Below are 12,016 nucleotides of genomic sequence, written 5' to 3' on the forward strand. Positions count from 1 at the left end.
AGGGACGAGATCGCGCAACCAAGCGTTCAAACGCGCATTTGAAGGCGCGAAAAGGGAGCTTTGAATGATCCGCACCGCCATGATCGCCGCCGCCTTGACCCTGGTGTCGGGCTCGGCCTTCGCCGCTGACGCCACCGGCCTGTGGGCCACGCCGGGCAACGGCGGCCAGGTCGAGATCGCCCGCTGCGGCAACAGCCTGTGCGGCAAGCTTGTGACGTCCGACAACATCCGGTCCAACCCGGCCCTGAAGGACATTAAGAACAAGGACGAGAGCCAGCGCGTCCGGACCTTGAAGAACCTGCAGATGCTGTACGATTTCACCGGCGGCCCGACCAAGTGGACCGGCGGCAAGGTCTACAATCCGGAAGACGGCGGCACCTATTCGGGCACGCTGGAGCTGATCAGCGACAACGAGCTGAAGCTGAAGGGCTGCATCGTCGCGCCGCTGTGCAAGACGCAGAAGTGGACGCGGATCCGGTAGGTTTCGACGTCGACGCTGCTGCCAGGACCTGACAGTGGCGCGGCCTAATCCTTGTCTTGCCGATCTCGAAGAGGCGTCGGCGAGACAAGGAGAACGCTATGAAACACGCCTTTGTCGAAGGTCTGGTCATGCTGGCCGAGCTGACGGTCAAGCCCGACAAGCTGGCGGAGTTTCTCGACTATACCGTCGAGAACCTGGAATTGAGCCGGTCGTACCCGGGCAACATCAAGTTTGACATCCTGGTGGACGACGCCGAGCCCGAGAAGGTGACGTTCTACGAGGTTTGGGAATCGTCGGAGGCCCAGCGCGCCTACATGGCATGGCGCATCCAGGCCGGGGACCTGACGAAACTGCTTTCACTGCTGGCGAGCGAGCCCAAGTTCACGGCCTTGCGCAGCATCGCCGCCTAGCAAGGCCGCTAGCGTCACAGCGGCGCGCAGACCTCTTCCATCCACGCCCGGATTTCCGGCTCCACGCGCGGCCCGATCTCGCGCAGCACCCGCGCGTGATAGGCGTCGAACTGCGCGACCTCCTCGGCCGTCAGCAACGCCTTGTCGATGAGTCTCCGGTCGATCGGCGCCAAGGTCAGCGCCTCGAAACGGTGCATCGGGCGGTCGCCGCCGTTCACCGGTTCGGCCGGCATGACGATTTCCAGGTTCTCGATCCGGATGCCGTACTCGCCGTCCTTGTAGTACCCCGGCTCGTTCGAGACGATCATGCCGGGCTGCAGGGCGATGGTGTTCGGGGCCTTGGAGATCCGCTGCGGGCCCTCGTGAACGCCCAGATAGACGCCGACGCCGTGGCCGGTACCGTGGTCGTAGTCCAGGCCGTGCGCCCACAGCGCCATCCGCGCCAGAGCGTCGATGGCCGAGCCGGTGGTGCCGGCCGGGAAGCGCAGGCGAGCGATGGCGAGATGGCCCTTCAGCACCAGGGTGTTGCGGTTGACCATCTCGGCCGACGGCTCGCCGATGGCGACCGTGCGGGTGACATCGGTGGTGCCGTCCAGATACTGGCCGCCGCTGTCGACCAGCAGCAGCGAGCCCATGGCCGCGCGCTCGTTGGAGCGCTCGGTCGGGCGATAGTGGGGCAGGGCGCCGTGGCCGTTGGCCGCGCCGATGGTGTCGAAGCTGAGGTCCTTCAGCACGCCCGTGGCCTCGCGGAAGGCTTCCAGCTTGGCGACGGCTTCCTTCTCGTCCGGCGGATTGATCTGACCCTCGGTGGCCAGCCAGTGCAGGAAGCGGGTCAGGGCCGCGCCATCGCGCTTGTGCGCCTCGCGCGTGCCATCCAGTTCGACGGCGTTCTTGCAGGCGCGCGGCAGGGTGCAGGGGTCCATCGCCCGCACCACCTTGGCGCCAGCGGCGGCCAGGGTGTCGAAGTACCAAGCCGAGGACTGGGTCGGGTCGATGACCACGGCCTTGCCCGACAGGTCGCCCAGCGCCGCTTCCAGCTTGTCCGGCGTCTCCAGCGAGACCTGGTTGCCGAGCCAGGCGGGGAGGTCGGCGGTGACCTTGGCCGGCTCGATGAACAGGCGGGCGGTGCCGTCGGCGTTCAGGATCGCCTGCGATAGCGGCAGAGGCGAGCGGATGACGTCGCCGCCACGGATGTTGAAGAGCCAGGCGATCGAGGCCGGGGCGGTGATCACCGTCGCATCCGCGCCGAACGCGGCGACCGACGCGCCGACGCGGGCGCGCTTGGAGCTGGATTCCTCGCCGGCATACTCGACGTGCTGCGGCACGATCGGCGCCATCGGCTGGGCGGGACGAGCGTCGCCCCAGGCCTGGTCGATCGGATTGGCGGCGACGGGCTTCAGCGTCGCGCCGGCGCGCGTGGCGGCGGCCTTGAGGCCTTCGAGCGCCGAGGGGCTGTGCAGGCGGGCGTCATAGCCGATCACCGCGCCTTTTTCGGAGGTTTCCAGATAGGCGGGGACGCCGCCCTCGACGAGGTCGCGGATCTCGAACACGCCCTGATCGACCTGCTCACGGACCTGCAGGGTGTAGCGGCCGTCGACAAACACGGCGGCGCGATCCTTCAGGATCACGCCCGCGCCCGCCGAGCCGGTGAAGCCGCTGGCCCAGGCCAGGCGATCATTGGCGGCGGGCAGATATTCGTTCTGGTGCTCGTCCTCGTGCGGGACGAGGAAACCGTCCAGGCCCTGCGCGGCCATGGCGGCGCGAATCAGGGGGACATGCTTGGGTCCAAAGGACGGGTCGGTGGATTCATCGAAGGTCTGGCGCATGCCTCGGATGTAATCCGCCGATCCCGGCCTGGAAAGGGGAGGATTTCTCCCGCGTTACTGGGGCGGCTGAGCCGGCAGGTTGTCCGGTGAGGCGGCCTGGTTGTTGCGGCTGGCGGCGGCGCGGTCGGCGGCATCCTTGGCGGCTTGGGCGGCGTTGTCGGCGGCCTGCTGGCCGTCGCGGCGGACCTGATCGGCGGTCGCGCGGGCGTCACGCGCCGCGTTCTCGGCCGCCATCTGCGCGGCCTGGGTGGACGACTGCGCGCCTTCGACGACGCCGGCCTGGCGGCCTTGCTCCTGGGCCTGCAGCAACTGGTTCTGGTCAGGACCGGTGGGGCGCATCATCAGGAAGCCGACGGCGACGACAGCGACGATGGCGATCATGCCGGCGATCAGCCAGCCGGTCGTGCCGCCGCGTTCGCGCACTTCGACGCGGTGCTCAGTCGGCGGGTTGTTGGGGTCGGTATAGGTCATGGGCGGTTCCTCCAGCCTCAAGGTCTGTAGCTGAAGGAACGTGACCCGGGAGACCTAAGTTCCTACGGGCGCTGAAGGACCAGGGTCGCCCAGGCGTCGCGGTGGATGCGGTTCACGACCTTGAAGCCGCGCGAGAGGTAGGCGGCCTTGACCATCCGCTCCTGGGTGCGCAGCAGGCCCGACAGGATGACGGTGCCGCCGGGAACCAGGGCGCGCTTGATGTCCTGGGCCAGGCTGATCAGCGGGCGGGCGAGGATGTTAGCGAAGACCAGGTCGTAGGGCGCATTCTCGGCGACCAGCTTGTTCGACAGGCCCGAGGCGTGGACGAAGCGGGCGTTGGCCTTGTTGACCTGGGCGTTCTCCTTGGAGATCCGCACGCTGGGCTTGTCGATGTCGGTGCCGACGGCCAGCTTGCTGCCCGTGCGGGCGGCGGCGATGGCCAGCAGGCCCGTGCCGGCGCCGACGTCCAGCACCTTGTTGAACTTGCGGGCCTTGATCAGGCGGTCATAGGCTTGCAGGCAGCCGACCGTGGTGCCGTGGTGACCGGTGCCGAAGGCCGCGCCGGCCTCGATGCGCAGGTTGACCGTGCTGGCCGGCAGGCGGCCGCGATCGTGCATGCCGTAGACGAAGAAGCGGCCGGCGCGCACCGGCGGCAGGCCCGAGAGCGCCATGGCCAGCCAGTCGGCGTCGGCCAGCGTGTCGCGCGCGACCTTCAGGTCGTATTCGGCGAGCAGGACCATCAGGCCCTCGTCTTCCTCGTCGGTCGTCGGGAAGGCGTCGATGCGCCAGATGTTCTTGTCCTCGTCCTCTTCCAGGATCGAGTAGGTCGCGCCTTCCAGGCCCGGATGGTTGTCGATGGCGTCTGCGGCGGTCTCGGCCTCGATGCGCGAGCCGCGGGCGACGATCTGCTGGGGCGTATAGTCGGTCATGCGCACCCACTAGAGCGAGATGACCGAAAAAGCGAGCCTCAGAGCGTGGCAGCCGAAAGTGTGAGCGGTTTCGGCGTCTGCCACGCTCTAGATGTTTGGAGGCGAGCCTGTTTGTCGGCTTCTGATGGCCCATCAGAAACCGACAGGCTCTAGCGTGTCGTCATACCGGTCGCGGCCGCGTCGGCCAGCACCATCGGGACCGGCTGTGGCGCGCGATCCTCGGGCAGGGATATGTCGAGGATGTCGCCGCGCTGCGACGCCCAGTTCGGGTTGTTCGGATCGGGCGGAGCCGTCGCGGGGCCGTGCTGGGTCGGCTGATAAGGCGGAACCTCGGGGGCGGGCGGCACGTCATAGCCGACGTCGTAGGACGCCGTCTGGATCGGCGGCGGAGGCTGGGTCGATCGCAGGAAGTCGGTGCCGATGACGTAGTCGGGGACCTTGCCGGACGGCCAGGAGGTCGGCTCGGCTACGGCTTCCTGATAGGCGCCCGTCGGCTCCATCTCCGGCGTGTACGGCCCGTCCTGCGAACCGGTCTGCATGGCCAGGCCCGCCAGGGCCCCAACCACGGCGAAGGCCGGCGCGCCATACGCGATCGGGCGGGTGAGGGCGAAGGCCTTCAGGTGCTCGAGGAGGCGGGTGAGGTGCTCTTCCATGTCGCGATAGCGCGCGAAGGCCGCCTTTGGTTCGCCACGACCCGCGAAAGGCGCTCGCGAGACTCGCCGGGGCTCCTCTAGTCTGCCTGGAAAGAGGGATTCATGACCGACCGCGCCACCAAGCTGCTTCGCGAACGCCACGGCGGCGAACACGCCCGCGTCACCTATGTGGAGCTGTTCTTCGACCTCGTCTTCGTGTTCGCGGTGACCCAGCTGTCGCACGCCGTGCTGGCCCATCCGGACGGCCCGGGCCTGCTGCACGCGGCCCTGTTGTTGCTGGCCGTCTGGTGGGCATGGGTCTACACGGCCTGGGTCACCAACTGGCTGGATCCCGAGCGGCCGCTGGTGCGGATCATGCTGTTCGTGATGATGGCCGCCGCCCTGGTGCTGGCCGCCGCCATCCCCGACGCCTTCGGCGAGCGTGGCCTGGTCTTCGCCGCCGCCTATGTCTTCATCCAGGTGGGGCGGACGGCCTTCTTCCTGTGGAGCACCTGGAGCGATGCGACCCATCGGCTGAACTTCACCCGCATCCTGTTCTGGCTGGTGCTGTCCGGTGTCTTCTGGATCGTGGGCGCCTTCACGGAGGGCGAGGCGAGACTGTTGATCTGGGCGCTCGCCATGGGGCTGGAATATGTCTCGCCGGCCTTGGGCTTCTGGACGCCGGGCCTGGGCAAGACCAGCGCCAACGACTGGTCGGTCGAGGGCGCGCACCTTGCCGAGCGTTGCGCGCTGTTCACGATCATCGCCCTCGGGGAGTCGATCATCGTCACCGGCGCGACCGTGGTCGGACTGCCCTGGACGGTCGAGGTCTTCGCCGCCTTCGCCAGCGCCCTGGTGTGCAGCATCGCCATGTGGTGGATCTATTTCTCGTCGACCGCCGAGGCGGCCAGCGAGGCCATCGCCCATTCGTCCAATCCCGGCGCCATCGCGCGGGTGGCCTACACCTACAGCCACCTACTGCCGGTGGCGGGGATCATCGTGGCGGCGGTCGGGGACGAGTGGGTGATCCACCACCCGCTGGGTCATACCGACTTCAAGACCGCCGCGGCCGTCATCGGTGGGCCGGCGCTGTTCCTGTTCGGCGCGCTGGTCTTCAAGCTGGCGGTGTTCAAGCGCTGGTCGTTGACGCGCATCGCGGGCATGGCCGTTCTGGCGGGGCTGATCCCGGTCGCCGGCCATGTCAGCCCGCTGGTGCTGTCGATCCTGTCGAGTCTGGTCCTGGTGGGCGTCGGAGCCTGGGAAACCGTGCTCACGCCGGAAAAGAAGTAAGCGAGGCCTTGGGGAAGGCCTCGCTCGCAAGAGGTGGCCGCGCTCCAGGGTGAGCGGAGCGCGGCCCTCGGACGATGGGCGCCGGTTGAGGGATCGGCGCGGTCTCGTCAGAGATTGTATTCGGGCTTGCCGTAGACGGCGATCAGGTCGACCGAGAAGGCCGCGCCGTCGGCCAGGTCGGTGAAGTAGGCATTGCTGGCGTTGGCGTATTGGCCGACATCGGCCTTCATCGCCTCGGCCAGCAGCCAGCCGACCATGGCCGCCTTCGCGCCGATATCGGTCTTGCCGTAGCTGTTGAAGTAGTCGGTCCGCGTGTCGATCAGCGCGTGGACCTTGGCGTCGTCCGGCGTGGCGCCGAAGATCTTGGCGTAGGCGGTGCGGGTGGCCTCGAACAGGGTCTTGGTCCCGTACTCGGCGGCGAACGAAGCCGCGCCCGCGCCGTCACGACCCAGATTGACCGCGAAGTTGATGTAGCGGTTCTCGGCGTTGAAGGTCTGGTAGTAGGCCGAGTTCAGGTTGTTCGGGTTCGGACCGATCGGCGACACCAGATAGTCCATGCCGCCTTCGCCCGGGGTCTTGCCGGTGAAGAACTGGTAGGACGTGGTCGCCACAGCGGCCGTGGCGTCGGCCATGTTGACGATGGCCTTCAAGGCGTTGGCTTCGGTCATCTCGCCCGAGGCCACCTTGTCGGTCAGGCTTTGGACGTAGGCGCGATCGGTGTCGCTAGCCGGGCTGTAGCGCAGCAGGTTGTCGAAGGCGTCGGACAGGCGGACCAGGGTGTTGGCGCCCTTGACCAGCAGGTTGTTCCATTCGGCCAGGGTCCCGGTGACCTTTTCGACGATGATCGTGCCGCCTTCCCAGGTCAGGCGCGAGCCGCCATTGCCGTCGCTGACGACGCCGGTGAACTGCTTGCCGTCCAGGTCGAAGCGGTCTTCGGTCTTCGAGAAGTCGCGGACCAGATCCGTGCCTTGGCCGACGCCCGAGAAGGCGAAGCGGTCGGCGCCTGCGCCGCCGTACAGCTGGTCGTCGCCCGCGCCGCCGATCAGGATGTCGTCGCCGCCGTTGCCGTACAGGTAGTCGTTGCCGGCATTGCCCTGCAGCTGGTCCTGGCCGTCATTGACGTTGGCCAGATCCTGATCGCCCTGCAGGGTGTCCGAACCGTCGCCGCCGATCAGGCGGTCGTGGCCGCTGTCGCCGCGCAGGGTGTCTTCGCCCGCTTCGCCGCGCAGCACGTCGTTGCCGGCCTGGCCATAGATGAAGTCCTGGCCCACGCCGCCATAGATGGCGTCATGGCCGTCGCCGGCGTGGATGTTGTCGTTGGTCGACGTGCCCTTGATGCGGTCGGCGGCGGAGCCCGACCAGATCTCGACCTGTTCGACATTGACGATGCTGCCGCCGCCCGCGATCTGCTGCACGCCGGCCGCGCCAAAGTCGACGATCACCGACGCGCCCAGGCTCGTCAGGTTGATGTAGGCGTAGTCGCCTTGGCTGGTGTGCTCGCCGCCGTTGAAGTGGTCGCCCACGCCGCCGTACAGGCGGTCGAAGCCCGCGCCGCCGTTCAGGACGTCGCCGTAGCCGTCGTTGTCGTTGCCGCCGCCGGCGTACAGGTAGTCGTCGCCATCGCCGCCGTTCAGGGTGTCGGCGCCGTCGTCGCCGTACAGGGTGTCGTTGCCTTCCAGGCCGTTCAGCGTGTCGTTGCCGTTGCCGCCGTTCAGCTGGTCGATGCCGGTGGTGCCGTTGAGGGTGTCGTTGTTGGGGGTGCCCAGGATGACAGCCATGATCTCGTTTCCTTCTCTCTGATCTCTAGTTTTGTTGTGGAACAGGCGTGCGGCCGCGATCCGCGCGGCGCGCGGTTGGCCTCGGGAGCCTGTTCGATGGGATGACCGGAGCGCCCGGCCGGTGGTCCTAGGCCCCGAGGGGCGGTCGGGGGCCTGGCGCTCCGGGGGCTGGCGGGACCGGCGCTCGTCTTCGCGCTTGCGTTCGGCCGTCGCCGCGAGAACCCGTCCGGATCGCCGACGACCAGGCGCCAGACCAGCGGCGTTCGGCGCGCATCGGTGCGACCCGGGGAGGGGCCGAGCGATACGTCGCGAAAGGAACGGCGTTGGTCGACATGGTCAGGTGTTCTTCGGGGAGCTCGCTTAAAATGGGTGTGCAGTTCTTACTGGAACTTTTCCCCTCATCGGGGAGCCGGGGCGATACCCACCGAGCGCCGCTGGCAGTAGTGAAAATTTGTTCACGTAAGCGAGCGTAATGATTTCTGCATCTTCAGGTTTAATATCAAGTCATTGAAATGACTTCGAAATTCGAAATTCTGTCCAGATCGGACATGTCTAGTTTTTAATGAACATTGGTCGCCGATTACAGTTCGGTAAGGCAGTTCTTACGTCAAATGACAGGCGCGCTGAATCGACCGCGCGCCGTTTTTGGCGCCGGCTTGTCGACATCCTGATGGCGCCTGGAGCGGTCGATCAGGCCTTTTCGACGAAGCTGTCGATGACCTTCTTCTCGCCGGCCTTGTCGAAGGCGACGGTCAGCTTGTTGCCCTCGACGCCCGTGACCTTGCCGTAGCCGAACTTGACATGGAACACGCGGTCGCCGCGCGAATAGGCGCTGTTGGTCGGGGCCGAGACCGCGACGAGGCGGCCTTCGCCCTCGATCGGCGCCGAGCGGGCGGACGAGCCGGAACGGACGCCCTGGGTTCCGCGCCACGAACTTCCGCGATCGCTGAAGCCCGCCGTCCGTTCCTGGGCCCGTTTCCAGCCCGGGCTGTCATAGCTGCCGGCCTGGAAGGCGGACGTGCCCGGATCGTCCCAGCGCGAGGCGGCCGTCGACTGCATGCCGGGACCGCCGCCGTAGTAGCCGGTCTCGGACGCCGCATCGACGTGGGCGATCGGCAGTTCGTCGACGAAGCGGCTGGGCAGCTGGCTGGTCCAGCGGCCATAGACCTGACGGTTGGCCACGAAGCTGATCCGGGCCTCCTCGCGGGCCCGGGTGATGCCGACATAGGCCAGGCGGCGCTCTTCCTCGAGGCCCTTCTCGCCCTTGTCGTCCATGCTTCGCTGGCTGGGGAAGACGCCTTCCTCCCAGCCGGGCAGAAAGACCAGCGGGAACTCCAGGCCCTTGGCCGAGTGCAGGGTCATGATCCAGACGGCGTCGCCGGTGGCCTCGCGGTCCAGATCCATGACCAGCGACACGTGCTCCAGATAGGCCTCGAGCGTGTCGAAGGCGCCCATCGACTGGACCAGTTCCTTCAGGTTCTCCAGGCGGGTCTGGCTGGTGGGGCCCTTGTCCAGGCGCAGGGCGTCCGTATAGCCGCTCTCCTCCAGCACCGTCTCCAGCAGGCGCTGGTGGTGCACTGAGCCGATCAGCGAGCGCCAGCGATCCAGGTCGCGGATGAAGTTGGACAGCGCCGTGCGGGTGCGGGCCGGCAGTTCGTCGCTGGTGATGATCTCGCGCGCCGCTTCGGTGGTCGAGATCCCGTTCAGCCGGGCGATCTGCAGCAGCTTCTGCACCGAGGTGTCGCCGATGCCCCGCTTGGGCGTGTTGACGATCCGCTCGAAGGCCAGGTCGTCATCGGGCGACTGGATCAGGCGCAGATAGGCGTGGGCGTCGCGGATTTCCGCGCGCTCGAAGAAGCGCGGCCCGCCGACCACCTTGTAGGGGATCTGCAGCATCACGAAGCGTTCTTCGAAGGCGCGCATCTGGAACGAGGCGCGCACCAGAATGGCCATCTGGTTGTATTTGCGGCCGGCCTTCTTTGCCCGCTCGATCTCGTCGGCGATCATGCGGCTCTCGGCCTCGCCGTCCCAGACGCCGGAAACCTTGACCTTCTCGCCGCCCTTGGCCGGGGTCCACAGGGTCTTGCCCAGGCGGCCCTTGTTGGCGGTGATCAGGCCCGAGGCCGCAGCCAGGATGTGCTCGGTCGAGCGGTAGTTGCACTCCAACCGGACCACCTTGGCGCCGGGGAAGTCGCGCTCGAAGCGCAGGATGTTGTCCACCTCGGCCCCGCGCCAGCCATAGATCGACTGGTCGTCGTCGCCGACGCAGCAGACGTTCTGGCGGCCCTGGGCCAATAGGCGCAGCCACAGATATTGGGCGACGTTGGTGTCCTGGTACTCGTCGACCATCACGTATTTGAAGCGGCGCTGGAACTCGTCCAGCACGTCGGGATGGCCGGTGAACAGGCTGATATTGTGCAGCAGCAGGTCGCCGAAGTCGCAGGCGTTCAGGATGCGCAGGCGCTCCTGGTACTGACGATAGAGGCTGATGCCCTTGCCGTTGGCGAACTCGCCGGCCTCGCTGGTCGGGACGCGATCGGGCGTCCAGCCGCGGTTCTTCCAGCCGTCGATGATCTGCGACAGGATCCGCGGGGTCCAGCGCTTGGCGTCGATGTTCTCGGCCTCGATCAGCTGCTTCAGCAGCCGCTCGTTATCGTCGGTGTCGATGATCGTGTAGTTCGACTTCAGCCCCACCAGCTCGGCATGGCGGCGCAGGATCTGGGCGGCCACCGAGTGGAAGGTGCCCAGCCAACGCAGGCCCTCGGCCTCCGGGCCGATGATGTGGGTGATCCGCTCGCGCATCTCGCGCGCGGCCTTGTTGGTGAAAGTGACGGCAAGCATCTCCCACGGGCGGGCCTTGCCGGTCGCCAGGATGTGGGCGAGGCGCGTGGTCAGCACCCGGGTCTTGCCGGTGCCGGCGCCGGCCAGGACCAGCAGCGGGCCTTCGGTCGTCTCGACCGCCTCGCGCTGTTCCGGGTTCAGGCCGTCCAGATAGTCGGGCGCGCTCACGCTCGCCGGAGGACGGGCTCGGGCGAGGTCGGAGATGCGAGGAGAGGGGAGGTCGCCCGGGAAGGCCGAGTCGTCATCGGGATACATGGAACATATGTAGCACAAACCTCGCCGGGCTTAAGCCCCAACCGACCCCGATGAGGCCAGCAAAGCGGAACCTCCGGTCATGCGCGCCGTTGATCCGCCAACACGAACAGAGCCGACAGGCACGGAGACTCTCATGGCGGATGGAACCAGCAGCGGGGGCAATAGTGGCTTGGCGTTCATCGTAGGCGGACTGGTCGTCATCGTGGCGGTGCTCGCCTTCTTCGTGATGTCCGGCGGGTTCACCCAGCATAAGAAGGTCGATGTGGACATCTCCGCTTCGGCGCCCAAGCTGCCTGACGCGCCAGCGCCTAAGCCGGCGGGTTGAGGATCGCCATGAAAACCCTCGCACATGACGCCAGACACCAACCGGCGCCCCATCATGATCGGAGCGGCCTATGGGCGGCCCTGTTGGTCGTGGCCATCCTTGCCGCCGCCGTCTGGGGCGCGTGGAAGCTGGGCGTCATGGCCGGCGATCAGGTCGAGTGGCGCTCGCGCCTTCCCGACGTGGCGGCGCTTCGCAAGGGACCCAACCCTCAACCCGCGCCGATCCCGACGTCCCGCCGGCCTGGCGTGACGTCGGAGCCGCAGCGATAGGCTGGAAGCCAGCGGTCCCGGCTAGTTCGGCCGGGCTCGCTGTACCGCCGGAACCAGCAGGCCCGCCTGGTCGGTCGGCGCCTTGATGTCGTGATTGGTCGCCTTGCCCGCACCGGCGCCGCTACCCTGGCTGGCCCGGGCGCTTTCGACCGGAATCCATTCCTTGTGGTCGTCCTTCTTGCCCTTGCGGGCGCCGTCGCCGTTCACATCGCCGGCGGCGACGTTCAGAGCTCCCGACGGGCGAGCCTTGGTCTTCTGGCTTTCGCCCTTCACGCCATCGTACTTCATGAAGGCCGGCGCGGCCTGGACTTGTGTGACGCTAAGCATCGCGCAGGCGGCGATGGCGGGGAACAGGACTGAACGCTTCATCTTGAGCTTCCTTCGATTGTGTCGCGCCTAGGCGCGTTGTCCCTGGTTGTGTTCTGCCGGGAAGGCGCGCGAGCGCTCAGTTGCAGCGCCGGGCGGCGGCCGTCCGCGAAATGCATCCGGGTTGCACGCTGGTTGCACAC

At 67.2% G+C, this 12,016-nt stretch carries 12 protein-coding genes; 5 read left to right on the forward strand and 7 right to left on the reverse strand.

Features of this window, described 5'->3' with window-relative positions; all coding sequences use genetic code 11:
* Nucleotides 1-64: 64 nt before the first annotated feature.
* Both AC07NN_RS14015 and AC07NN_RS14020 read left to right on the forward strand, forming a co-directional pair.
* Entirely contained in the window at nucleotides 65-481 is a 417-nt protein-coding gene (locus AC07NN_RS14015; protein WP_494641708.1) for a DUF2147 domain-containing protein, read from the forward strand.
* 98 nt (nucleotides 482-579) lie between these two features.
* On the forward strand, nucleotides 580-891 hold the full coding sequence (locus tag AC07NN_RS14020; protein ID WP_494641710.1) for a putative quinol monooxygenase: 312 nt from the start codon (nucleotides 580-582) through the stop codon (nucleotides 889-891).
* Nucleotides 892-905: 14 nt separating this feature from the next.
* Here AC07NN_RS14020 and AC07NN_RS14025 read toward each other — a convergent pair whose 3' ends face one another.
* The 4 genes from AC07NN_RS14025 to AC07NN_RS14040 all read right to left on the reverse strand — a co-directional run bounded on the left by AC07NN_RS14025 (nucleotide 906) and on the right by AC07NN_RS14040 (nucleotide 4,770).
* Nucleotides 906-2,717 (reverse strand): aminopeptidase P family protein, encoded by a 1,812-nt coding sequence (locus AC07NN_RS14025; RefSeq protein ID WP_494641712.1) that lies wholly within the window; start codon nucleotides 2,715-2,717, stop codon nucleotides 906-908.
* A gap of 54 nt (nucleotides 2,718-2,771) precedes the next feature.
* Entirely contained in the window at nucleotides 2,772-3,188 is a 417-nt protein-coding gene (locus AC07NN_RS14030; protein ID WP_494641714.1) for a hypothetical protein, read from the reverse strand.
* Between the two features lie 62 nt (nucleotides 3,189-3,250).
* The gene (locus tag AC07NN_RS14035; RefSeq protein ID WP_494641716.1) at nucleotides 3,251-4,117 is read right to left on the reverse strand and encodes a 50S ribosomal protein L11 methyltransferase; all 867 of its coding nucleotides are present in this window, start codon (nucleotides 4,115-4,117) and stop codon (nucleotides 3,251-3,253) included.
* 149 nt (nucleotides 4,118-4,266) lie between these two features.
* Complete coding sequence (locus tag AC07NN_RS14040) at nucleotides 4,267-4,770, reverse strand: hypothetical protein (protein ID WP_494641718.1); 504 nt, start codon at nucleotides 4,768-4,770, stop codon at nucleotides 4,267-4,269.
* A 102-nt stretch (nucleotides 4,771-4,872) separates the two neighbouring features.
* On the opposite strand from AC07NN_RS14040, the gene AC07NN_RS14045 reads away from it, so the two are divergent.
* Nucleotides 4,873-6,039 carry a low temperature requirement protein A gene (locus tag AC07NN_RS14045; RefSeq protein WP_494641721.1) on the forward strand — a complete coding sequence of 389 codons (1,167 nt, stop codon included), beginning with the start codon at nucleotides 4,873-4,875 and terminating at the stop codon, nucleotides 6,037-6,039.
* A gap of 107 nt (nucleotides 6,040-6,146) precedes the next feature.
* Here AC07NN_RS14045 and AC07NN_RS14050 read toward each other — a convergent pair whose 3' ends face one another.
* Nucleotides 6,147-7,817, reverse strand: coding sequence for a hypothetical protein (locus AC07NN_RS14050; protein WP_494641723.1), 1,671 nt, complete (start codon nucleotides 7,815-7,817; stop codon nucleotides 6,147-6,149).
* A gap of 690 nt (nucleotides 7,818-8,507) precedes the next feature.
* Nucleotides 8,508-10,913: an ATP-dependent helicase gene (locus AC07NN_RS14055; RefSeq protein ID WP_494641725.1), complete on the reverse strand. Its 2,406-nt coding sequence runs from the start codon at nucleotides 10,911-10,913 to the stop codon at nucleotides 8,508-8,510.
* Between the two features lie 169 nt (nucleotides 10,914-11,082).
* Here AC07NN_RS14055 and AC07NN_RS14060 point away from each other — a divergent pair, with 169 nt between their 5' ends.
* Both AC07NN_RS14060 and AC07NN_RS14065 read left to right on the forward strand, forming a co-directional pair.
* A complete protein-coding gene (locus AC07NN_RS14060) occupies nucleotides 11,083-11,238 on the forward strand; it encodes a hypothetical protein (protein ID WP_494641727.1) in 156 nt (51 codons plus the stop codon).
* A gap of 83 nt (nucleotides 11,239-11,321) precedes the next feature.
* A complete protein-coding gene (locus tag AC07NN_RS14065; protein WP_494641729.1) occupies nucleotides 11,322-11,507 on the forward strand; it encodes a hypothetical protein in 186 nt (61 codons plus the stop codon).
* Nucleotides 11,508-11,528: 21 nt separating this feature from the next.
* On the opposite strand, the gene AC07NN_RS14070 is transcribed toward AC07NN_RS14065, so the two are convergent.
* Nucleotides 11,529-11,876: a hypothetical protein gene (locus AC07NN_RS14070; RefSeq protein ID WP_494641731.1), complete on the reverse strand. Its 348-nt coding sequence runs from the start codon at nucleotides 11,874-11,876 to the stop codon at nucleotides 11,529-11,531.
* Nucleotides 11,877-12,016: the final 140 nt, after the last annotated feature.

Source organism: Caulobacter sp. GW821-FHT09H08 (assembly GCF_059415885.1).

Coding starts and splice junctions, on each gene's coding strand:
- AC07NN_RS14045 (WP_494641721.1), top strand. CDS start 4,873: ATGACCGACCGCGCCACCAAGCTGCTTCGCGAACGCCACGGCGGCGAA.
- AC07NN_RS14015 (WP_494641708.1), top strand. CDS start 65: ATGATCCGCACCGCCATGATCGCCGCCGCCTTGACCCTGGTGTCGGGC.
- AC07NN_RS14025 (WP_494641712.1), bottom strand. CDS start 2,717: ATGCGCCAGACCTTCGATGAATCCACCGACCCGTCCTTTGGACCCAAG.
- AC07NN_RS14055 (WP_494641725.1), bottom strand. CDS start 10,913: ATGTATCCCGATGACGACTCGGCCTTCCCGGGCGACCTCCCCTCTCCT.
- AC07NN_RS14030 (WP_494641714.1), bottom strand. CDS start 3,188: ATGACCTATACCGACCCCAACAACCCGCCGACTGAGCACCGCGTCGAA.
- AC07NN_RS14040 (WP_494641718.1), bottom strand. CDS start 4,770: ATGGAAGAGCACCTCACCCGCCTCCTCGAGCACCTGAAGGCCTTCGCC.
- AC07NN_RS14070 (WP_494641731.1), bottom strand. CDS start 11,876: ATGAAGCGTTCAGTCCTGTTCCCCGCCATCGCCGCCTGCGCGATGCTT.
- AC07NN_RS14035 (WP_494641716.1), bottom strand. CDS start 4,117: ATGACCGACTATACGCCCCAGCAGATCGTCGCCCGCGGCTCGCGCATC.
- AC07NN_RS14020 (WP_494641710.1), top strand. CDS start 580: ATGAAACACGCCTTTGTCGAAGGTCTGGTCATGCTGGCCGAGCTGACG.
- AC07NN_RS14050 (WP_494641723.1), bottom strand. CDS start 7,817: ATGGCTGTCATCCTGGGCACCCCCAACAACGACACCCTCAACGGCACC.